Annotated in this window: 19 protein-coding genes and 1 pseudogene; 13 read left to right on the top strand and 7 right to left on the bottom strand. The window is 63.8% G+C overall.

Annotated features, from left to right (window positions below; translation table 11 throughout):
* Window positions 1-121: 121 nt before the first annotated feature.
* Entirely contained in the window at window positions 122-1,717 is a 1,596-nt protein-coding gene (gene tnpC, locus LG334_RS08580; protein ID WP_404381160.1) for an IS66 family transposase, read from the bottom strand.
* A gap of 60 nt (window positions 1,718-1,777) precedes the next feature.
* Window positions 1,778-1,873, bottom strand: coding sequence for a hypothetical protein (locus LG334_RS08575; RefSeq protein WP_404379501.1), 96 nt, complete (start codon window positions 1,871-1,873; stop codon window positions 1,778-1,780).
* 146 nt (window positions 1,874-2,019) lie between these two features.
* Here LG334_RS08575 and LG334_RS08570 point away from each other — a divergent pair, with 146 nt between their 5' ends.
* From LG334_RS08570 to LG334_RS08560, 3 genes are all read left to right on the top strand, one after another.
* Window positions 2,020-2,244, top strand: a complete 225-nt coding sequence (locus tag LG334_RS08570) for a DUF5372 family protein (RefSeq protein WP_404379502.1) — start codon at window positions 2,020-2,022, stop codon at window positions 2,242-2,244.
* A 176-nt stretch (window positions 2,245-2,420) separates the two neighbouring features.
* Window positions 2,421-2,882 (top strand): transposase, encoded by a 462-nt coding sequence (locus tag LG334_RS08565; RefSeq protein ID WP_404379504.1) that lies wholly within the window; start codon window positions 2,421-2,423, stop codon window positions 2,880-2,882.
* A gap of 292 nt (window positions 2,883-3,174) precedes the next feature.
* Window positions 3,175-5,286, top strand: coding sequence for a recombinase family protein (locus tag LG334_RS08560; RefSeq protein ID WP_404379505.1), 2,112 nt, complete (start codon window positions 3,175-3,177; stop codon window positions 5,284-5,286).
* 14 nt (window positions 5,287-5,300) lie between these two features.
* Here LG334_RS08560 and tnpB read toward each other — a convergent pair.
* The 3 genes and pseudogenes from tnpB to LG334_RS08545 form a co-directional block, all read right to left on the bottom strand.
* Window positions 5,301-5,507: pseudogene (gene tnpB / locus LG334_RS08555) on the bottom strand (IS66 family insertion sequence element accessory protein TnpB); the annotation flags it as partial.
* Window positions 5,504-5,788 (bottom strand): IS66 family insertion sequence element accessory protein TnpA, encoded by a 285-nt coding sequence (gene tnpA, locus LG334_RS08550; RefSeq protein WP_404381162.1) that lies wholly within the window; start codon window positions 5,786-5,788, stop codon window positions 5,504-5,506. The pseudogene tnpB and the gene tnpA, both read right to left, overlap by 4 nt.
* A gap of 415 nt (window positions 5,789-6,203) precedes the next feature.
* On the bottom strand, window positions 6,204-6,911 hold the full coding sequence (locus tag LG334_RS08545; protein ID WP_404385154.1) for a hypothetical protein: 708 nt from the start codon (window positions 6,909-6,911) through the stop codon (window positions 6,204-6,206).
* Between the two features lie 394 nt (window positions 6,912-7,305).
* Between LG334_RS08545 and LG334_RS08540 the strand changes: the two genes are divergently transcribed.
* The 5 genes from LG334_RS08540 to LG334_RS08520 all read left to right on the top strand — a co-directional run bounded on the left by LG334_RS08540 (window position 7,306) and on the right by LG334_RS08520 (window position 14,410).
* Entirely contained in the window at window positions 7,306-9,222 is a 1,917-nt protein-coding gene (locus LG334_RS08540) for a hypothetical protein (RefSeq protein ID WP_404385152.1), read from the top strand.
* Between the two features lie 456 nt (window positions 9,223-9,678).
* A complete protein-coding gene (locus tag LG334_RS08535) occupies window positions 9,679-9,960 on the top strand; it encodes a hypothetical protein (protein WP_404385150.1) in 282 nt (93 codons plus the stop codon).
* A gap of 472 nt (window positions 9,961-10,432) precedes the next feature.
* A complete protein-coding gene (gene istA, locus LG334_RS08530; protein WP_404379163.1) occupies window positions 10,433-11,899 on the top strand; it encodes an IS21 family transposase in 1,467 nt (488 codons plus the stop codon).
* Entirely contained in the window at window positions 11,896-12,726 is an 831-nt protein-coding gene (gene istB / locus LG334_RS08525; protein WP_404379162.1) for an IS21-like element helper ATPase IstB, read from the top strand. The genes istA and istB overlap by 4 nt, the downstream gene beginning before the upstream one ends.
* A 346-nt stretch (window positions 12,727-13,072) precedes the next feature.
* Complete coding sequence (locus LG334_RS08520) at window positions 13,073-14,410, top strand: IS5 family transposase (RefSeq protein WP_404385148.1); 1,338 nt, start codon at window positions 13,073-13,075, stop codon at window positions 14,408-14,410.
* Between the two features lie 7 nt (window positions 14,411-14,417).
* Here LG334_RS08520 and LG334_RS08515 read toward each other — a convergent pair whose 3' ends face one another.
* Window positions 14,418-14,714, bottom strand: coding sequence for a hypothetical protein (locus LG334_RS08515; protein ID WP_404385146.1), 297 nt, complete (start codon window positions 14,712-14,714; stop codon window positions 14,418-14,420).
* Window positions 14,715-14,895: 181 nt separating this feature from the next.
* Between LG334_RS08515 and LG334_RS08510 the strand changes: the two genes are divergently transcribed.
* The 5 genes from LG334_RS08510 to LG334_RS08490 all read left to right on the top strand — a co-directional run bounded on the left by LG334_RS08510 (window position 14,896) and on the right by LG334_RS08490 (window position 20,750).
* Window positions 14,896-15,918 carry a glycosyltransferase family 4 protein gene (locus tag LG334_RS08510; protein WP_404385144.1) on the top strand — a complete coding sequence of 341 codons (1,023 nt, stop codon included), beginning with the start codon at window positions 14,896-14,898 and terminating at the stop codon, window positions 15,916-15,918.
* A gap of 250 nt (window positions 15,919-16,168) precedes the next feature.
* On the top strand, window positions 16,169-17,194 hold the full coding sequence (locus LG334_RS08505) for a glycosyltransferase family 9 protein (RefSeq protein ID WP_404385142.1): 1,026 nt from the start codon (window positions 16,169-16,171) through the stop codon (window positions 17,192-17,194).
* Window positions 17,195-17,229: 35 nt separating this feature from the next.
* On the top strand, window positions 17,230-18,243 hold the full coding sequence (locus tag LG334_RS08500) for a glycosyltransferase (protein WP_404385140.1): 1,014 nt from the start codon (window positions 17,230-17,232) through the stop codon (window positions 18,241-18,243).
* Window positions 18,231-19,493, top strand: coding sequence for an O-antigen ligase family protein (locus LG334_RS08495; RefSeq protein WP_404385138.1), 1,263 nt, complete (start codon window positions 18,231-18,233; stop codon window positions 19,491-19,493). Before LG334_RS08500 ends, LG334_RS08495 begins: the two co-directional genes overlap by 13 nt.
* 9 nt (window positions 19,494-19,502) lie before the next feature.
* Window positions 19,503-20,750: a right-handed parallel beta-helix repeat-containing protein gene (locus LG334_RS08490; protein WP_404385136.1), complete on the top strand. Its 1,248-nt coding sequence runs from the start codon at window positions 19,503-19,505 to the stop codon at window positions 20,748-20,750.
* Between the two features lie 208 nt (window positions 20,751-20,958).
* On the opposite strand, the gene LG334_RS08485 is transcribed toward LG334_RS08490, so the two are convergent.
* Window positions 20,959-22,296: an IS5 family transposase gene (locus LG334_RS08485; RefSeq protein WP_404385071.1), complete on the bottom strand. Its 1,338-nt coding sequence runs from the start codon at window positions 22,294-22,296 to the stop codon at window positions 20,959-20,961.
* Window positions 22,297-22,442 lie beyond the last annotated feature (146 nt).

The raw sequence follows: 22,442 nt of genomic DNA, 5'->3' as shown, positions 1-22,442 counted from the left end.
GAGCTCGGGCAAGGACGCGGCAGAGCTAAGACACCGGAACGATGCCGCGGTCCTTCTGCGCCGTCCAGGGCGGGCAGCAGGTAAGCGTCTTCCAGCGGCTGCGGCGGCCGCCTGTTGACGGTCAGGCAGCCTTCTGGTCGTCCTGCGGCTGCCCGATGTTCCACGGCAGCAGGTCGTCGATCCGGTTGATCGGATGGTCGGCGATGCGAGCCAGCACCGTGGTGAGGTAGGCCTGCGGGTCGAGGCCGTTCAGCCGCGCGGTCTCGACCAGCGTGTAGATGGCCGCCGCCCGGCGGCCGCCGGCGTCGGAGCCGGCGAAGAGGTAGTTTTTCCGGCCCAGGGCCAGCGGGCGGATGGCCCGCTCAGCGGCATTGTTGCTGATCTCGCAGCGGCCGTCGCCTGCATAGCGGGTCAGCGCTGGCCAGCGCGTCAGGGCGTAGCGCATTGCGGCCGCCAGCTCGCTTTTGCCCGGCAGCTTGCGGAGGCTGGTGTCGAAGAAGGTCTTCACCGCCTCCAGCCGGGGCAGGCTCTCCGCCTGGCGCACGCGCAGGCGCTCGTCGGCTGGACGCCCGGAGATCCGGCGCTCCACGTCGAACAGCGCGCCGATCAGCTCCAGGGCCCGGGCGGCGATGGGTGATCCGGTCGCCGCATGAACGTCGTGGATCTTGCGCCGCACATGGGCCCAGCATGCCACCTCCTGCACGGACGCGACGCCGTCCTCTCCCGGCTCGTACAGCTTGTTGAAACCGGCATAGCCGTCGGCGTGCAGAAGGCCGCGAAAGCCCTGCAACTCGGTCTGCGGATGGATGCCCTTGCGGTCGGGCGTGTAGCGGTAAAGCACGGCCGGCGGCGCCGGGCCGGCATGGGGACGTTCGTCGCGCAGATAGACCCATTGTCGCGCCTGCCGGGTCTTGCCGGCGCCCGGGCTGAGCACCGGCACCGGCGTGTCGTCGGCGTGCAAGGCGTCGCCGGCGCGCACGTGGCGGCCAATCGCCTCGACCAGCGGCGCCACCAGGGCGGCCGTCCTGCCGACCCAGCCCGCCAGCAGCGCCCGGGGCAGCGTCACGCCCTCGCGGGCGTAGATCTGGCTCTGGCGGTACAGCGGCAGGTGGTCGCAGTATTTCGACACCAGGACATGCGACAGCAGGGCCGGCGACGGCAGGCCGCGCGCCACCGGCAGGGACGGCATCGGCGTCTGCACCATGCTCTCGCACGTCCGGCACGACAGCGCCGGACGGACATGGCGGATCACCCGGAAACGGCCGGGCACGTAGTCGAGGATCTCGGTCACGTCCTCGCCCACCGTGTGCATGGCGCCGCCGCAGGCCGGGCAGTCGTCGGCGGGATCATGACGGACCTCGTCGCGCGGCAGATGCTCCGGTAGGGCGCGGCGACGGCGCGCGGCAGGCTGGTCCGGGGCGTCGGCCTCGGTCGGCTCCGGCGGCGCTTCATCCTCTGCTTCGGCCGCTTCGGCCGCTTCGGCCTCCAGGTCCTCCAGGGCCAGTTCGAGCTGTTCGATCTCGCGGGACAGCTTCTCCGACGATCGCCCGAACGTCATCCGCCGCAGGCGGGCGAGTTGCACCTTCAGCTTCTCGACTTCCAGCGCCTTGGCGGTCAGGCCGGCCCTGGCCGCGGCCAGTTCCTCGGCCTGCGCGGCGATGATCGCCCGCAGGGCCTCGACGTCGTCGGGAAGCTGGGAAGACGGTGCGGAAGGCATGGCCGGATTCTAGCCGCAGAAGCCCTAAAAACCAAGGATTTCGGCGCCTTCCGGGGCTCGTCAGCCGGCTGTCTCCGGCCGCCATGTCCGCGTCGGCATGCGCCAGTCGATGCCCTCGATCAGCATGCTCAACTGGGCCGGCGTCAGCGCCGCCACGCCGCCCTCCGCCGAGGGCCAGACGAAGCGTCCCTTCTCCAGCCGCTTGTACCTCCGTGGAGAATGCGACCCCTACCGTCGCAGCGCACCAGTTAGTCCAGGTCACGCACCCGTTCCATCCTCTGAGGGAGCGATGGTTGCCATGCGTGGGCCGGCGCTTCAACCGGCTCGGCGAACGCCTGCTGCTTCAGGCGGAAGATGGCTCGGTCTGGTCGGTTCCGCCGCAGTGGACCGATCTTTCGAGCCCGGATCCCGAGGTGGTTGTCGGCGACGGCCGCACGCCATTGCGGGTGACGGACTTGATTGCTCTCGCCGACGTGGTGGAGCGCCTTTCCAGCAGATTGGTCGACCGTGGGGGCCGCAATGTGTAAGGTCAATTACGCCGCACATGTAAAGCGAATTACGCCGCGACAGAGCTTTGAAGGTTCTTATTTCCCTTCTTCCGCGTGTAGCGGACGTGGGTACGGCGGTGAGAAGCTTGACCTGTATGCGGAACGCGGTATAAATACCGTTACACCTTCTCTACCTCTCGTCCTCGGATTCGTCGATGCCTGCGAAGTACGACAGCAAGCGCTCGAAGGCCGAGGCCCTCATCGAGGAGGGCACCTTCAATGCGACGCCCGAGAAGGTGCGCGATCCGAAGTTTCGCGACAGCGAGTTCTTCGACCCGCACGACGCTGTCCAGGTCAAGTACGAGATGCTCCGTCGCGTCTCCACCGACGGCGTGTCGGTAACCGAGGCTTCGAACGAGTACGGCTTTTCGCGGCCGACCTATTACCAAGCCAAGGCCAACTTCGACAACGGCGGAATTGCCGGACTGGTGCCGGCGAAACCCGGCCCACGCGGCCCCCACAAGATCGACGACGAAGTCCTCGCGTTCCTGCGGGCGAGGCTTATCCCAGGCGAGCCCGTCCGCGCCCGGGAACTGGCAAAGCTCGTACACCAGGAACTTGGCATCGAGCTCCATCCCAGAACAATCGAGCGCGTTCTAAAAAAAACTCGCGCCTGACGGGCGCAACGACGGCAGCGGGATCGGCCCTGCCATCGGCCATTGCAACCCGGTACGAGCTGCTTCGCGGAGCAGCTCTCGGCGAGGCGCTGCCGATCGACGCCCGTAGCGGCCTCGCGCTCTTCCTGCGCCGCGGTATGTGGGGATGGGCCCGCGCTCTGACCGCAGCCGCAAGTTCCCCTCAAGAGCCAGTCTACGCTTCGTCACTCGCCGTCCCGGCGCGGCGCGGGCACAACGTTGCCGTTCACGTCCTCGCATCAATCGTCGGAAGCATCCACGATCGGAGATCGTCATGAACGCCCACATCAAGGTCCAGCCTTCGCACCTCAAACGCGGTGCCTACCTGTACATCCGCCAGTCCTCGATGCGGCAAGTGGTCGAGAACGCCGAGAGCGCCAAACGGCAGTACGGACTTCGTGGGCGCGCCGTGGCTCTCGGCTGGCGCGACGAGCAAATCATCGTCATCGACAATGACCAGGGCGAATCCGGCGCATCGGCGGCGTGGCGAGAGGGCTTCCAGCGACTGGTCAGCGACGTCGGCATGGGCCGCGCCGGGATCGTGATGGGCCTGGAAGTCTCCCGTCTGGCGCGCAACAACGCCGACTGGCAGCGCTTGCTGGAGATCTGCGCCCTCGCCGATACCCTGATCCTTGACGAGGACGGCGTGTACGATCCCGCGAGCTTCAACGACCGGCTCTTGCTCGGCCTCAAGGGAACGATGAGTGAAGCCGAACTGCACGTGATCAAGGCGCGGCTCCGCGGCGGCATCCTCAACAAAGCGCGCCGCGGCGAGTTTCGCTGCCCCCTGCCGACGGGGCTGGTCTATGACGATGCCGGCAACGTGGCCCTTGACCCGGATACCCAGGTCAGAGAGACGATTGCCCATTTCTTCGAGACGTTCGCTCGTGTTGGATCCGCCTCCCAAACCGTCAAGGCCTTCCGTAAGCAGGGCCTGTTGTTCCCTTCGCGCCTGCACGATAGCCGGACCGTGTTTCGATCCCTGACCGCGTCGACCGCGGTGCGCGTCCTGCACAATCCGCGTTACGCCGGCGCCTATGCCTACGGTCGACGTCAATATCGGCGCGCCATCGACGGCAGGAGGACGCTGCGTGCGCGCGACCAGGAAGAATGGCTCGCCTGTATCCCCGATGCCCATCCCGGCTACATCACCTGGGGCCAACACCAGGAGAACTTGAAGATCCTCCAGGAGAACGGGCGAGGCTATGATCAGGCGCGCACATCGGTTCCCCGCGAAGGAGTGGCCCTGCTTCAAGGCCGCGCCGTGTGCGGGCGATGCGGTAGTCGTTTTCGAGTCAAATATGCCGCGCGCCGCGGTCGCCTGGAAGCCTGGTACGTCTGTGATCGCGCACGGACCTCTCGCGGGGAAGCCTCCTGCCAGTCCGTCGCCGGTCCTCCCGTTGATGAGGCCATCGGCATGCTCGTCGCCGACGTGATGACGCCGGCCGTCGTCGAGATCGCCCTCGACGTCCGCCGGGAAGTCGAAGCCCGACATGAAGAGGCTGACCGACTGCGATGCCGTGCGATCCAGCGCGCCCAGATCGAGGCCGAACTCGCCCAAAGGCGTTTCATGCTCGTCGATCCCGGCAACCGCCTCGTCGCCGATACGCTCGAAGGCGAATGGAACGAGAAGCTCCGTTTGCTGGCCGATGCCCGCCACGAGCGCGAGCGCACCCGCGAGTACGACCGGGTCGTAGTCGACGAAGCTGTCCGGGAGCGGCTGGTCGCGATGACTACGGATTTCAAGAAGCTTTGGGCGCATCCGGACACGCCGAACCGCGACCGCAAGCGGCTGCTCGCCCACATCATTGAGGATGTCACCCTCGTCAAGCTGCCCACGGAAGGCACGACTAAGGTCCATGTTCGATTCAGGGGCGGCAAGACCGAGACGATCACCACACTCAACCCGAAGTCTTCCGCTCAGCAAGTCAAGACCCCGATGCATATCGTCGAGCTCGTCGATAAGCTCCTCGACGATCACATCTACTCGGAGATCGCGGAGATCCTGAACCGCCAAGGACATCACCCGGGAGGGGCGACGCGCCGCGGTCGTCAGGATGCGCGTTTCACTCCGCTGCGAGTGGCTTATCTCGCTCATCAGTACAAACTTCGCTCGCGCTACGACCGCCTGCGGGACCGCGGGATGCTGACGAAACAAGAGGCGGCGGCGCGTCTCGGCATTCACGAGCACACCCTCGCACGATGGGCCAAACACGGACTCGTTATCGGCCATCACTACAACGGCCAATATCGCCTGTACGAGATTCCCGACTCGGACCTCCCGAAAAAGCAGTGCAGCCGATGGAACACGCTCGCCCATCGGGTAGCCGAGCGTGCGAAAAACGAAGCCACGCAAAACCATCATCTGGATGTGGAAGAGGTGTAGTATGAACTCAGATCTTTGGTGAACAGGCAGAACCCCTGGCCGTCCCAGGCGAGGATCTTGACCAGGTCGCCACGCCGCCCGCGGAAGACGAACAGGTGCCCCGAGAACGGGTCCTTCTTCAGGACCTCCTGCACCAGCATGGCGAGGCCGGGCATGCCCTTTCGCATGTCGGTCCGGCCGAGCGCCAGGTAGACACGCACGCCCGGCGGAACGGCGATCATGCCCCCTCCAGGGCCGCGACCAGCGTCCGCAACCGGGGTGGCGCGATGGTGGCCGGCACGATCAGGCGGCGCCCGTTGGTGAGCACGATCTCGACCGGAGACGGTTCCTCGGGCGCGGGAGCCGCCTCTTCATCCTTCGGCGCCGCGACCTGGACGGGCAGAAAGCCGGGTGCGGCTGGAGCTGCCTTCCGGCACCAGCGTCCGAGGACGCTGGGATGAACGCCGTTCCGCCGCGCCACCTCGGCCACCGGCAGGCCGCTCTCCGCAACCTCTCTGACCATCCGCTCCTTGTCCGCCCGCGGCCATGACCGCCGCCGCGCCGGAGGCTGACTACCATCGTAGGCCATAAGCAACTCGCTCCATCCGCCGATCCACTCCAAGATCGACGAAGTCAGCACTATCGGGACGCCGACGCCAAGGCAGCCGTCAGAAGACGGTTACGGCAGCAGAAAGGCACGGCGCTCTGCTCCGCCGATCGCCCTTCTTGCACTGGAGTCAAACCCTGTGGGCCACTGGCCGCGACGGCTGGCCTGGCAGTAGCGCTTCGCGGCGCGCCTTCCCCAAGACGAAACAACCCGACGGAACCGCAAGGCGTCCCGCCGGGTTGATCTTCCCTCTGGGTGAGGAGCGGGCCATGCCCGCTTTTAAAGGTTAACGCAGTCACGGCCGGAAGCCAAGCGGGCTGTGCTGTTCCACTTATCTCGGTGGAGCGGCTACAGGTGATGCACCGGCGGCTTGGGAAGCAACTTCCAGGTCAAGATGCAGAAGGTCGAGACACCGGTTCTCGGGTCGGTCAAGCCATAGGATAAGCTCGCTCCGGGACTTCACGAGTTCCGCTGGCGACCGCGGCGCCCGGAGCGGTACCTCAATCTGTAAGCTCCCGACCCGGCCATTTCGGATATCCAGCGCGCCGATGCCGATGTGACCGATGATAGCCCCCATTTCCTCCGTCGCCTTTTTGAGCGCAGCCGCTTCTTCCGGTTCAAGGTCCTGGGTTTTAGAACGCAGCCGAACGGTGACACCAGCCGACGTCGCGGCGATCGCGTCGAAGCCAGCAGGAAGGCCGGAGGAGATCGTGACTGCGGTCGCGACATTTACCAAGCCGTGCGCCTGAGCGTACCAGCTCACGACCTCCCTTGCTTCGTCAATGCGGTGTCCATGCGTATCCCGACATCCACGCCGGTTCTGCTCATAGTCTTGAAGCCACTCGAGAACGTCCATGGCCACGCTGAATCCGTCCTCTGGAGCGTTGTAAGGCGGCTTGAGCTGGATATCGAAGCGCCAGCATTGACCATTAGCCGTGATCGCAAGACCGACCTTGTACTTCTGCGCGGCATCGATCTGCACCTCGCCCATCATGCTGGCGTTGCAGACCCAGTACGTCCCGTTTTGGTCCATCGTCACCTGGAGTTCACCTCCTGCGATGGCCTTGCACAGGGCGGACGTAGAGGAATCCTTATTAGTGATGCCCATGGGAGTAACCCTTTCGGTTTCTAATTGTTCCTCCCTTGGTGTGGTAACGGTGCGATCCTTTCGCCAGCAGTTTTTGCGGTCCGGAGGTCATTTTTCTGGATCGCGCGCTTCACGCAAGGTCCGGCTCGCTGAACAACAAGCACCAGATGTCGTGGCTGCCGACACAGCGCTACAATGACCAGGCGTATTCCTGGCGCGCTTGGGAGGCTTCCCACCGGCGCAAAGCAGCTTTCAAGCCGGCCAAGCCCCTCCCGCTGTGCTGTTCAAAAAAGTCTTGCAGTTCCCTTAGAAGAGGCTAAATCGCTCAAAAAGGGAGCTTAAGCACATGTACACATCCTTGTCGTTCAAAAAGAGCGTTCTTGACCGGGCAAGCTATGTTCTGCGAACCACGCCTGAGGAGCTTTTGCAGGGCAAGATCGGCAGCGTTGAGTGCTTCACGGCCACATTAGGGGCTTCCGAATTCGCCAATTCGACTGCAGAAGCAGCGCTGTTCTCAGCATCTATGCTGGAGAGCTTGACGGATTCTCGCAAGGACATCGATAAGCCGCTGATTGAAATTTTCATTTCTCCCAGCCCGGAAGAAATCGCCCGTATCGGCTGGCGCTTCCTTTACCGGCAGTATCTCCGGCGAGAACTTGAAGCTTATTCTACAGACGAAACGGGTATTTCAGATTTTGAGACGCTCCAACAGCGGTGCCGCGCTGCAGGATATTCGCCATCGCGCGCCGACGCGATCAGAGCCGGCGTCGAGCCCATGAAGCGCGCCCTGCAAGCCATTTACCAGATAGTTGTAACAGAGTTACGTCTGCTACCCTATCCTCGGCTATCAGTGATTCATATGAACGGCCATCGCGGCGCACGCGCCACCGACCCGGACACGCGGGATGTCGAATTGCCTCATCTGCACGGGCTCGTCATGCGCCTTCTCACTCTTGGGGGACGCCCTGTCAGCATTCCGTTTTCGAAGCATAACGCCTTTCAGTTGGGCTTGCAGGCTGCGACGGAGTTGGACCTCAGCGCACCATCAGTCGACCCCGTGACGGATGACCGCAAGGAACTGCTTGCGCTCGAGGCAAACGCGCTGAGAAATATCGGCGGCCTGTACGACTTCATGCTAACGCACTTCGCTCGGGGATGGGCCGTATATTACAAGCGCAGCGGCCTTGTACTGCGGGACATCTCCGAAATTACCAACGCGACCACCACTGCGACTTATGCCCGGTCCGACTGGCGAATTGACAAACTAAAGAGACGGTGGACGGTTACGTCGAAAACGGTCCAGGCAATTCGCCAAGGTTTGGAGCAGCTGCGAGCGCGGCATCACGCGGCGCTGGAAGACGAGACGACAAGCTACGCCCGCCATATCACCGTCGCCGCGCAGGTGCGCCGAGACTTCATAGCGGCAGAGCTGTCAAAGACGGTCATGACGGCTGCAGATCGTCGCGCAGTCTATCAGCGTGCACCTGAGGCGCAAAGCTTTCTTCAGTGGCTCTGCACAGCGGCCCGCTCCAGCCCATCGGCAAGCGAACTTCTGGCGAGCCTTCCCCAAGCCGTCTCCAGCGAGGTGCCGGAGGTTGACAACCTTCGGAAACGCCTCGGAGCCTGCCAGTGGACAGGAGGCTGGCAGGAAACGCGAAACCAGTTGAAGGCGCACGACCTTGATCTGTGGGTCCGCCGCGGGACGGCGTTCATCTCGCTATATGGGCAGGCCTCCGTTCCCGCTCAATGGGTCTCACCAGACCTTGACGCGACTGCGATCCGACACCGAGCGATCGTAAAGGTTTGGGAAGCGCCAGGCTACCAGCGCCTCCAGATGATGAAGGACGCCATCTGGATGTCCATGACTGGCGGCAATACAACGCCAGAGAACGCAGAATCAGTACGGACGGCCGCAAGGGCCGCCAACCTTGGGATACAGACTGCCTCAATCGACGGCAAGCCCGCAGAAATCATCATCGACACCGACGGCTTGTGGGCAGACATTCAGAGCTTGGTTGGCAAACGACGCGGTCGCATGGTCCACCGGAGCAGCTTCCCTGATCTTTCAGATCTTGAAGAAGCGCAGCTGGATGAAGACAAGGACCGAGACGAAGTGAAGCGCCTTGAAGGGCTCGTCACGTACCAAAACATGCTTATCGAACACGACCGGATCAGGCGGGCTGACGCGCCCCGCCTAGCCGATTCCCGCCTCCACGCCCTCTGGGCGCGCAGCCGCGGACGCGGACGCGGTCCCGGCGCTTGAGCGGACGGCGGCCCGTCGCCAAGATCCGTGCGTCATGTGTCGCCCGACTTGACGAAGGAGTAGGCGCCGCGCCAACAGCTTGACTGCCTGCCGGTCAACAGGCAGCCCCAGCAGCCGTGCCGAATCATTCAGGGTAGAAAGCTGAGATACGACCCAGTGAGTTACGAGGCCCGCTGGATCGGTGGCGGCATTCTTTTTGCTGGCCAACGCTGTGCTTCTGGTTCCCTCGAGGAGTTCCGTTTCGATGAACATCCCCGGACTGGGCTCTCTATTGCTCTCGAGGAGACGCGCCTGATGAGCATCAAGTAACTCTCGGTCCTCTAGGGAAAGCCGGGCCGACGTCCGAAGGGTTCCCGTCCGAACCCGGCGCGCCAAGGCATCCGGGGACGCTGACAGTTCAAGCAGTTCGGCGAGGGCGCGGTTCAGCACTTCCGCGGTTCCACTGGCTTCAGAGAGATGGCGGCAGTCATCATTCCCCAACGCGTCGACAATCGGCATAGCTGCCGCAACCAATGGCGACTGGAAGGCTTCCATACCTGGTACGGCACCGGCACGCGGCAGCACTGCCGACGCGTCGTGCCGGGTGATCTCACCCCGAATGACGTTCCGAAAAACGTCCGACTGCGTCTCTACAGCGAGTGCCCCTTGGATCGTTTTTACTGTCGCTGCGGCACGCTCGCTCAAAACAAAGCAGACCGTTTTCATGGCTTTCTCCTTCACATCATGACCGTGATGTAGCCATTGGTTAGGGAAATCGCCATCGAAAAACCTGTTCGCCGGCATAGGACCGGATCCATGCGAACTCTTATGCAGGCCGTAGATGGGCGGCGAGGGCGGTGCCGTAACCTTCCGGTCTGTGCCGCAAGCCGCTGACCACGGCACAGACCCCCAAGCAAGATCAGGGCTGCAGCTTTGGGATCCAAAGCTTCTTTGTGAAGCGTCGGGGCTGGCCTCCCTTTGTCTCAGAAGCTCTCAGAACCACCTGCAGGTGCCCAGCGACAACCAGGATGGCCGCTCTGCCGACAATTACGATGGCCGCAGGGGGTGACCGTAGGGCGGGCGTAGCCCGGCCGGAGGTCGCCCCCTGCGGTGCGCGGTCTTCATAGACCCCGCCGACGGCCGTGATGGGAGACACTGGCGGTTCTCAACGACCAAGAAGAGACCGCCGGTGCCTGGAACCCACATCACGGACCATCAGGTGAAACTCTACATGAAGCACCGAGGACAACACACGCAGCGAGTCGCGGCCGCGAAGGCCGGGTTCAGCGAGAGGACGGCCCGGCGGATCGACCGGGACCCGCGCCTTCCTTCCCAGAAACGGGATCATCGCCACTGGCGCACCCGCGAGGATCCGCTGGAGGACGTCTGGGAGACGGACATCCTGCCGATGCTGGAGGGCGCGCCCGGCCTGAAGGCGGTCACCATCTTCGAGGAGCTGGAGCGGCGCTATCCGGATCAGAATTGGCCGTCGCGCCGGCGGACCCTGGAGCGCCGGATTCGGGAATGGCGCGCGCTGAAGGGGCCGGAGAAGGAGGTCATCTTTCGCCAGGCCAACCCGCCCGGCCGGATGGCCTTGTCGGACTTCACCGATGCCGCCGAGCTGGCGGTGATCATCAACGGGGCGCCGCTCGCGCACCGGCTCTACCATTTCACCCTGGCCTACTCGGGCTGGGAGTACGCCGAGGTGGTGCTGGGCGGCGAGAGCTTCATCGCCTTGGCCGCCGGTCTCCAGAACGCCCTGTGGTCCCTCGGCGGTGTCCCGGCCGAACATCGCACCGACAGCCTGTCGGCTGCCTTCCGGAACCTCGACAAGGAGGCCGCCCGGGACATGACGGAGCGTCATCAAGGTCTCTGTGACCACTACGGCATGGTCGCGAGCCGCAACAACCGCGGCGTCGCCCACGAGAACGGCGCTATCGAGAGCCGGAACGGCCACCTCAAGAGGGCTCTCGACCAGGCCCTTCTGCTGCGCGGGAGCCGGGACTTCCCTGATCTGGAGGCCTACCGCCGCTTCGTCGCCGAGGTGGTGGGGCGGGCCAATGCCCGTCGCCGCGAGATGCTGGCCGTCGAGAAGCCGGTTCTCCGCAGCCTGCCGCCGCGCCGGACGATGGATTACGAAGAGGCCCGGGTGCTGGTGACCAGCGCCGGCGGCTTCGTCCTGCGCCGGGTCTTTTACACGGCGCCGTCGCAGTTCATCGGCCACCATCTCCGCCTGCGCATCCACGACGACCGGCTTGAAGGCTTCCTCGGCGGCACCCCCGTTCTGACCCTGCCACGCGGTCGCGCGCCCTCCGGCAACGGCCATGGCTACGTCGTCAACTACCGCCACGTCATCCACAGCTTGCGACGCAAGCCCCAGGCCTTCCAGAACCTGGTCTACCGGGACCACCTGTTCCCCCGGACCGAATACCGGCGGGCCTGGGATGCCATGATGGCCTCCATGGACCCGCGCGTCGCCTGCCGGACCATGGTCGGCCTACTGGCCCTGGCGCACGACGCCGGCTGCGAGGCGGATCTGGCACGGCGACTGGGCGAGGATCTCGACCACGGACGGCTTCCCGACCTGGCCCTTCTGCGGATGACCTTCCCGGTTAGCGGCGGCACGATCCCGAACGTGACGGTGGCGCTGCCGTCGGCATCGGATTACGACATCCTCGTCGCGGGAGCCGGCCGATGAGCATCTCGGTTGACATCGCCAAGCTGCCGCTGCTCCTCACCGAGTTGCGGCTGCCGACCATCAAGCAGTTCTGGGAGGAATTCGCCGAGCGCGCCGACATGGAAGGCTGGCCCGCCAGCCGTTTCCTGGCGACGCTGGCTGAACTCGAACTCGCGGAACGGGAGCGCCGGCGCATCCAGCGGCACCTCGTGGCGGCCAGGCTGCCTTCGGGCAAGACCCTCGACACCTTCGACTTCTCGGCGGTGCCGATGGTCAGCAAGGCCCACGTCATGGCGCTCGCTGCCGGCGACGGCTGGCTGGACCAGGGCAAGAACCTGCTGTTCTTCGGTCCGCCCGGCGGCGGGAAGACCCACCTCAGCGCCGCCCTCGGCCACACGCTCATCGACAACGGGTTCCGCGTCCTGTTCACCAGGACGACCGATCTCGTCCAGCGCCTCCAGACGGCCCGGCAGGACCTCGCCCTGGCGAGCGCCATCGACAAGCTGGACAAGTACGACCTGCTGATCCTCGACGACCTGTCCTACGTCGAAAAGAGCCAGGCCGAGACCAGCGTCCTGTTCGAGTTGATCGCCGCCCGCTACGAGCGACGGTCGCTCTTGATCACGGCCAACCAGCCGTTCGGCCAGTGGGACCGGATCTTTCCTGACAAGGCCATGACCATCGCCGCCATCGACAGGCTGGTCCACCACGCCACGATCTTCGAGTTGAACGTCGAGAGCTACCGGCGCCGAACCGCGGTCGGCAGGGACGCCGCACCATCCGCGACAACTACCGACGCGGATAATTGTCGCCCGGCGACAACTACATCGGAGACCGGCGACAATTAGACTTGCCGGCGCCGCTGCGCGGCGCCACCATCGTCATCCCATCACGGCGACCGGCCATCGTAGTTGACGCCCACCGGCCTTCCTAATTGTCGCGCTACATGCAGGTCCCGCAAAGTCTGAATGTGCTGTCCCTCCGTCATGTCCTCGCGCCAAAACAGGTAGCGGATGAAGAGAATTGCGACGGTGAAGGTCTTTTCCTGGATCTGCCGCTTGACGGCGCGCTCGATGACCGCAGGGCTATTTAGTCGGCCCTGAAAAACGCCGAAGGCATTGAAATCCGGGGATTCCCAGGCGGGGCCAAATATCGGAAAATGCAGGGAATCGCCCCGTGACCCGCTGATTTCTGGTGTCCGCCGGTAAGACCGACCTGTTCCGCGAGCGTCTGGACAACATCATCAACCCGCGCCATTCGCTGGTGCGTCTGGCCGGGGTGGTGCCCTGGGATCGGTTTGATGATGCCTTCGGCGGGTTTTTCAAGCCTGTCGGGCGGAAGGCGAAGCCGACCCGGCTGATGGTCGGCCTCCACTATCTGAAGCACATCCACGACCTGTCCGACGAGGAGGTGGTGGAGCGGTGGGTGGAAAATCCCTATTGGCAGCATTTCTGCGGGTTTGAGTTCTTCCAGCACGAGCCGCCCATCGACGCCAGCACGATGACGCGCTGGCGCAAGCGCATCGGCCCGGAAGGCATGGAGGAGGTCCTGAGGGCCACGGTGGAGGCCGCACTGCGGGCGGGGGCGGCGAAGCCGTCGTCGCTGGAGCGCGTCAGCGTGGACACCACCGTGCAGCCCAAGGCCATCGCGCACCCGACGGACAGCCGCTTGTACCTCCGCGCCTTGCAGACCCTGGTCCGCCAGGCGAAGCGCCATGGCATCGTGCTGCGGCAGAGCTACACCCGGCTGGCGAAGCGGGCCTCCATCAAGGCCGGCCGCTATGCCCATGCCCGGCAGTTTCGCCGCATGCGCCGCGAGCTGAAGCGGCTGCGCACCTTCCTCGGGCGCGTGTATCGCGACGTGGGCCGTAAGATCGCCGGCGACGACCTGCTGGAAGGGCGTTTCGCCCGCCTGCTCGGCCTGGTCGAACGGCTGCTGGCCCAGAAGCCCAAGGACAAGAACAAGCTCTACGCCCTGCATGCGCCGGAGGTGGTCTGCATCTCCAAGGGCAAGGCCCGCACACCCTACGAGTTCGGCTGCAAGGTCGGCATCGCCGCCACCAACCGCGAGGGCCTCGTGGTCGCCGCGAAGGCCTTCGAGGGAAATCCCTACGACGGCCACACCCTGGCCGCCACCGTGGCGCAGGCGACGGCGCTGTCCGGCGTCGAGCCCGAGCGGGTGTACGTGGACAAGGGCTACCGCGGCCACGACTACAAGGGCGCGGCCTCCGTCATGATCGCGGGCCGAAGCCGTGGCCTGACGCCGACCATGAAGCGCGAGTTGAAACGCAGATCGAGCATCGAGGCCAACATCGGCCACATGAAGAACGAGGGAAGGCTTGATCGGAACTGGCTGCTCGGACACGCTGGCGACGCCATCAACGCCCTCCTTGCGGCCGCCGCCCACAATCTGCGCCTTGCCATCAACGCCCTGGCGCTTTTGCTTGCCTGGATTCTGGCAAGCCGCCCCTCGGCCCATGCAAAATCGGATACTTGGCCCGCGACCCTGACCCCTGGCGCATCAACCGCTTAGCCGTTTTTCAGGGCCGACTATTTAATGTCAGCAGGCCATTGTCGTCCGGGACGACGAGGACTGCGGCAAGGCGCTCGAGCGAGGGCGCATCTTTCTTGAAGATGGTGCGCAGGTCGACGTGCGACTCCCGCCCTCCCACGGCCCGCACGACGGCGGTCGGCGTCGAAAGGCCGTGCACCATGGCGCGCGTCATCACCACCTGCCACTCGAACACTTCGCCGTCGAAAGTGACCAGCTGCGCATCAGGGGTGGCGGGCGGTGAGATTGTGAAGGTCTTGGAGCAGGCAGCGCTTACCTCCTGCACTGGCACCGATCACGCCGCGCTCGGCAGCATGATAGATGCCAGCGTCTGACGCCTTCAGCACCACGTAGAACCTCGTAGAGTAGCCTGCGGTGCCCGGGCCATCACACCAGAAGCGGAAAAAAACTGCTGCGACGCCCGGATCCACTTGCAGAACAGCAGTTGCCGTGCATCATCCTGCGCCATGACTGACGCCTTCGCCCTGCCCCTCTTCGCGGTAACCGCCTGCGCTAGCGTCTTCCTGACCGGCAGCGTTCTAGCCTGGCTGCGCCTGCGCCAAATTCTCGACCGGCCCAACGAACGCTCGAGCCACGCGCTGCCGACCCCGCGCGGCGGCGGACTAGCGGTGGTGCCACTGGTTGTCGGCATGTGGACGCTGGCGCTGGCGGCGGGGGCGCCTGCCCCCCTGGGAGCGCCGTGGGTGACGGTTTCCATTTTGGCGGCGGCCGTAGTGCTTGCGGCGGTGTCCTGGATTGATGACCGGCGCCCGCTTCCACCGTTACCGCGCTTGGCTATGCAGGCCGCCGCCGTGGCGCTGGGCATTACGCTGCTTCCCGCCGAGGCGTTGGTGCTGGGCGGTGCCGTGCCTCTGTGGCTCGACCACACGCTGGCCGGACTGGGCTGGCTGTGGTTCGTCAACCTCTACAACTTCATGGACGGCATCGACGGCATTACGGGGGTCGAAACGGGCTCCATCGGCGGCGGGCTTGCCCTCCTGGCGCTGGTCGGACTCGTGCCGGAGGGTTTTCTGGTGCCAGGGATCGTGCTGATGGCGGCAGCCATGGGGTTCCTGCTGTGGAACTGGCATCCCGCCCGCCTGTTCATGGGCGACGTGGGCAGCGTGCCGCTGGGCTACGCGGTGGGATTCCTGCTGATCGCGCTGGCTGCCACCGGCCACTTGGCCGCCGCCGTCATCCTGGCGCTGTACTATTTGGTGGACGCCACGTTCACTCTCCTGCGCCGGACGGCGCGGGGCGAGAAACCGTGGACCCCACATCGCAGCCACTTCTATCAGCTCGCGACGCGCGGGGGCGTGGGCCACGACATCGCGAGCACGGCGGTGGCTCTCTTGAACATCGGGCTCATCGGCTGTGCCATAGCCGCCGCGAGCGGGTACATCCCCATCGCCCTCACGGGCGCCCTGATCCTGGTCTCCCTGGTCTGCGGCGGCTTTCTGTTGACCTGGATTCGGGCCGGACGCCCATAACCGGCGACGCGTCGAGCATCGGCCCGCGGCAACGGCGCCCCTGCCCCGAACAATGGACTCGGACGCGGTAGCAGGCGGCGCATTCTGCTTGCACAGCGGGCGACTTCGTGCATGATTCGGCCGCGTCGTTCCCAGCCGGTCAAGCGCCGGGCTCCGCACAACCTGCCTGCGCTAAGTGCGCGTGGATCGGGTGCGGGGCAATACGGCATCCGCCCCGCGACAACGGCCGTCCGAACGCTGAAAGAATGCCTTGAGCACCGATATGTCCCGCCCTCGCCGCCTCCTGTTCATCACGTCAAATCAAATCGGCGATGCTGTGCTCTCTACGGGCGTCCTGAATCACTTGCTTGTCCAGGAACCTGACCTTCGCGTCACCGTCGTCACGGGCCAGGTACCCGCGCAACTTTTCGAGGGCCTCCCAAACCTCGACCGGCTGCTCACGGTGCGCAAGCGCAAGCGCGGCGGCCACTGGCGTGAGATATGGAAGCAGACAGTGACCCGACGCTGGTGGCGCGTCGTCGACATGCGGCGCTCCGCCCTGCCCTGGCTGCTCTGGGCCCGCCACCGGCACGTGTTGCCGAAGGACCGGAGGGTCCATCGCGTGGCAATGAACGCAAGCCTCGTCGGACTGCAGGAAAACCCTCCCCCACCGCGCGTTTGTGTCCGGCCCGAGGACGAGGCCGCCGCTCGCAAGATCATTCCCGACGGGAAAATGGTTCTGGGGCTTGGACCCACCGCGAATTGGCCCGGCAAGACGTGGCCCATCGCCTACTGGAAGGATTTGGTGGAGCGCCTTACGGGCCCTGGCGGCGCCTTTGACGGCGCTAGCGTCGCTCTGCTTGGCGCCCCGCACGAACGCGAAGCCGCCGCGCCACTGGCCGCCGCGTTGGGCGACAGGTGCCTAAACCTCATCGGCGATGCTCATTTGCTGGTAGTGCAAGCCGTGCTTGGGCGCTGCCACCTGTATATCGGCAACGACAGCGGTCTGATGCACATGGCCGCCACCGCTGGTGTCCCAACGGTGGGTCTTTTTGGGCCGACGGACGATCGCTGTTACGCCCCCTGGTCGAATCATGCCGTCAGTGTGCGCACACCCGAGACGTTCAAGGAGTGGAAGGATTACATGCGCAGACCCGATTTCGACGTGGCTACGACGGGGTCCCTCATGGAGAGCCTCACGCCCACGGCGGTCGAGGCGGCTGTGCTTGACCTTCTCAAGCGCGAACAGCGGCCTCGCCCGCCGAAAACGTCCGCAGCCCCGGGGCTTGAGCTCTAATGCGACACCTAAGAATTCTGCATGTTGCCAACCTGATGCTCCGCGCCAAGGGTGCCGGCCACTTCGGCGTGTCTTTCAAGTTGAGCAACGGCCTGGTCCGGGCCGGCCACTTCGTGCTCAACTTCAGCGACCGCGACATCGCACGCGCATCGACCATCTTCAGGACCACGAAGGCAGGAATCGGTGGCGTCAACAGGACGCTGCTTGAAGTCGCCCAGGATTACCACCCGGACCTCATCCTGTTCGGACACGCCGACACCATTCGGCGCCAGACATTAGAGGCTCTGCGAGAAAAATTGCCACAGGCGATACTCGCGCAGTGGAATGTCGACCCGCTCTTCGAGGCGGACAACGTGGCGCGCATCAACAGCAAGATCGACCTCGTCGACTGGACGTTCGTCTCAACCGCCGGATCGATGCTGCGGGATTTGGCGGCCGACAGTCATCGCGTGGCCTTTCTTCCCAACCCCGTCGACCCCTCCATCGAACGCGCCCGTTGCTTCGAGATGGACCGTGAGGCGCTACCGCATGACCTGTTTTTCCCGGCGGGACTTGGCACGCAAGAGCGCTTTCACGCCGGGCGCATGACCTGCGGCAACGAGATCGCGGATCGGATCCATGAACGGATGCCTGACCTGCGCTGCGACCTGCCCGGCGTCAACGGCGCGCCGCGGAAATTCGGCCGACCGTACGAAATCGCCCTTTCAAGCGCCGCGATGGGCCTCAACCTCAGCCGCCGCAACGACGTCCATCTGTACACCTCCGATCGCATGGCGCACCTGTGCGGGAGCGGCCTGCTAACCTTCATTGACCGCGCCACGGGTTATGGTGAGCTCTTTGATGAGTCCGAACTGGGATTTTATTCAACCGAGGATGAACTGTTGCAACGAATCGCGGCTTTCCGCGCCGACGATGCGACGCGCCGCCGCGTGGCGGAAGCCGGTTGGCGGGCCTACCGCACAATGTTCGATGCCACACGTATCTCGGCGTACATGATCGACGTAATGTATGAATCCGTGGATCCCTGGGCTTTCCGATGGGCGCGCTAAGAGTTATCGGCCACCCCGGCACGCTTGTCGCGGTATTCACCATCTTCATTATCTCTGGCTATCTGGTTCGGCCCACACCCACATGGGCCTTCCCCTTCTACGCGATAATCGTGCCACTAACGCTCTGGATGGCATGGCGTGAGCGGACTCAGGACTGGCTCCGGGACAAGGGCCTGTGGCTGGCGCTGGCCGCCACAACATGGTTCGCCGCCAGCACCCTTTGGAGCGTGGAGACGTCCGCCGGGTTGGTTGGAGACGCCCTGGCGGGCTGGGCGGCCTCGTCTCTGTTCATCGTCGCGGGAGTGGCTGTTTTCACGCATTCATCAGACGCCTGGAGACAACGCCTGCTTCTTGGTGTCCCGGTGGCGGCGATGATGAACGCCTGCATTTCCATCACGCGTTACCTTGTTGAGGGGGCGGACGCACGCCTTACCGGTTGGGCAGAGACCCGACACCCCATTCTGGGGGCCAATGTCATGATCTTTGCAGGGCTCCTGGCTCTGCCCCTGCTCAATCGTGACAATACCAGACGGTCGATATTCCTGGGTATCGCCACCGTAACTCTCGTCAGTATCTTCGTCTATCTTACGGGCAGCCGCGGACCGCTTCTTACCTGGAGCATTGCGCTACTGGTTTATGCTTGCGCCATCGGATCACGGCTCGGAGTCGCGGCCATACTGTCCGTCGGAGTGGCCGGGGCATGCGCGGCGCTGCTGCTCCTTCAAATGCCGCCCGTTGCCGAATTGGGCTTGCCGGGACCGCTGCACGATATCCTGTCCACGGCACAACAGAACCTGCAGCGTTCGTCTTTCCGGATGGAAATCTGGAGTATCGCACTGGAGCGGGTCAGCGAACAGCCAATACTGGGGTTGGGAATCGCGAATGGCATCGCCTTCTCGGAGCAATGGAGCTTTCCCCACAGTTTATATATCTCGGCGCTGTATTATGGGGGGACCATCGGCCTGTTACTGGTGGTCGCACTGCTGGGCAGCATGGCGTGGCGCGCCTTCCGCGCCAGAGATAGCCGTCAGCGCGCGCTGCTGCTTGCCCTAGTCACGCTACCAGCCGTCGCCGGATTGACCGATATGAGCTCCATTGTGCGATCGCCCGAGGAAAACTGGCTCTTCTTCTGGATGCCTCTCATTATGGTGCTGGGGCTGACGCGCCGGCCGGCGACGCCAGTCAACGGCGCAGTCGATTCCCCCTCTTGCGACTCCAAAGCTTCAGCAAGTAACGGTAAAGAATTTTAGGAAGCCCCGATGCTGTCACGTCGTAACCTCTTACTCGGAGGAGGCGCCGCAAGCGCCCTCTTCCTCGTTCCAGTCGATTCCCGCGCCAAGAACAATCTTCTCGTAACTGACTTCGGGGCGGCGCCCGACCCTGGTAGGGACAATCTGAGCGCGTTCCAAGCCGCTCTGGAACACGCCGCTGAAATCGGCGGCGGAACGGTTCATGTGCCTGAGGGGGTTTGGCACATCAAGTTCGACCGAAAGGTCAACTCGCTGAAAATCCCGTCAAATGTAACGCTGAAGGGTGCCGGCCAAGACACCATTATTTCAGTTATGCAACAAACGGAAGACCGGACACACGTCTTTACGAACGCAAACTGGAAGAAGGGGAATAGTAACATTGCCATCTCTGACGTGACCATTCGGTGCAATGGCTTTGGGTGGCAAGAAGGGTCGCGCGACGCAAGAATTAACGGAGTAACATTTTGGAACGTAGCCAACAGTTCCGTCGAAAGAGTAAGCGTAACGGAAGGGCATGGCTATGGAATATGGCTCACCGGAAAAAGCGCACGCTGCGTTGTAAAGCAATGCAGCGTCACCGACTTCGGTGACTACATAGAACTGTCAAACGGAGCAACGAATAACTTAATCGTTGACAACACTTGCCTGTCTACCGGAGCATACCATTTCTCATCGAACGGCATTCTTCTTTATAAAGACGCTGACCACAACATTGTCGCGAGAAACACGGTGACAGGCGGATATGGCTCCGCCATATCGACAGTCTCCGGCTATGGACCGGCCAACTCCAATCTCATCGCGCAGAACACCATTGATGCCGATCGGGCGGTCGGCATCTATCTTGCTGGACATAACAACAAGATTCTGTCAAACGATATCAAGGCGTTATACAACTGCTGCATTCTCTTCGACAAAGGAGAGTATTCTCCACGAAGAACAGTCATAGAAAAAAACAATATTCACGCTGACCTCACCCATTCGCCTACAGAGGAGCGGAAGGCTGCCCTGGCTTCATTCTCCCGGGCAGAGAATACTGTTCTGTTAGACAACAGAATAACGGCACTAAACGGCGATGGGGCCAGGATTTCCGGCAGAAACTGGAGCATCGTTTCGAACGAGATCGTTGTTGAGAGCGATCACCAGCATGCCGGCATCCAAACGCTCGAGCATTCGAATGGCATGCTCACTGACAATACGATCATGGCGCCGAACCCGATGCTTCTGCATGAAAACAGCGCATTCTTGATTGATCCTTAACCAGCCGGAGGGCAGGAAGCGTCAAACGGCGCCATGCGGCTCGGCCGCTGGCGACATCGGCCTTCCGGTTTCATAGCGGAAGGTCGTTTGTCAGCGGCCATGGTTGGACGCTTACGCCCGATTGGGCGCCATGGCCGTCTACCTTGCGCAAACTGGCACGGTCGCCCAGTTTGCGGCGAGATGATAAGTAGTCGGCCCTGAAAAACGGCTAAGCGGTTGATGCGCCAGGGGTCAGGGTCGCGGGCCAAGTATCCGATTTTGCATGGGCCGAGGGGCGGCTTGCCAGAATCCAGGCAAGCAAAAGCGCCAGGGCGTTGATGGCAAGGCGCAGATTGTGGGCGGCGGCCGCAAGGAGGGCGTTGATGGCGTCGCCAGCGTGTCCGAGCAGCCAGTTCCGATCAAGCCTTCCCTCGTTCTTCATGTGGCCGATGTTGGCCTCGATGCTCGATCTGCGTTTCAACTCGCGCTTCATGGTCGGCGTCAGGCCACGGCTTCGGCCCGCGATCATGACGGAGGCCGCGCCCTTGTAGTCGTGGCCGCGGTAGCCCTTGTCCACGTACACCCGCTCGGGCTCGACGCCGGACAGCGCCGTCGCCTGCGCCACGGTGGCGGCCAGGGTGTGGCCGTCGTAGGGATTTCCCTCGAAGGCCTTCGCGGCGACCACGAGGCCCTCGCGGTTGGTGGCGGCGATGCCGACCTTGCAGCCGAACTCGTAGGGTGTGCGGGCCTTGCCCTTGGAGATGCAGACCACCTCCGGCGCATGCAGGGCGTAGAGCTTGTTCTTGTCCTTGGGCTTCTGGGCCAGCAGCCGTTCGACCAGGCCAAGCAGGTGGGCGAAACGCCCTTCCAGCAGGTCGTCGCCGGCAATCTTACGGCCCACGTCGCGATACACGCGCCCGAGGAAGGTGCGCAGCCGCTTCAGCTCGCGGCGCATGCGGCGAAACTGCCGGGCATGGGCATAGCGGCCGGCCTTGATGGAGGCCCGCTTCGCCAGCCGGGTGTAGCTCTGCCGCAGCACGATGCCATGGCGCTTCGCCTGGCGGACCAGGGTCTGCAAGGCGCGGAGGTACAAGCGGCTGTCCGTCGGGTGCGCGATGGCCTTGGGCTGCACGGTGGTGTCCACGCTGACGCGCTCCAGCGACGACGGCTTCGCCGCCCCCGCCCGCAGTGCGGCCTCCACCGTGGCCCTCAGGACCTCCTCCATGCCTTCCGGGCCGATGCGCTTGCGCCAGCGCGTCATCGTGCTGGCGTCGATGGGCGGCTCGTGCTGGAAGAACTCAAACCCGCAGAAATGCTGCCAATAGGGATTTTCCACCCACCGCTCCACCACCTCCTCGTCGGACAGGTCGTGGATGTGCTTCAGATAGTGGAGGCCGACCATCAGCCGGGTCGGCTTCGCCTTCCGCCCGACAGGCTTGAAAAACCCGCCGAAGGCATCATCAAACCGATCCCAGGGCACCACCCCGGCCAGACGCACCAGCGAATGGCGCGGGTTGATGATGTTGTCCAGACGCTCGCGGAACAGGTCGGTCTTACCGGCGGACACCAGAAATCAGCGGGTCACGGGGCGATTCCCTGCATTTTCCGATATTTGGCCCCGCCTGGGAATCCCCGGATTTCAATGCCTTCGGCGTTTTTCAGGGCCGACTAAGGAACCAATGGGCTCTGACGTGATTCCCCTGGCAATCCAAC

Origin of the sequence: Caenispirillum salinarum, from assembly GCF_044803115.1 — a bacterium.
GTDB classification, from domain to species: Bacteria; Pseudomonadota; Alphaproteobacteria; order Rhodospirillales; family Rhodospirillaceae; genus Caenispirillum; species Caenispirillum salinarum_A.
The sequence above is the reverse complement of the archived record's forward strand: the minus strand, read 5'-3'. Positions and strand labels throughout refer to the sequence as shown.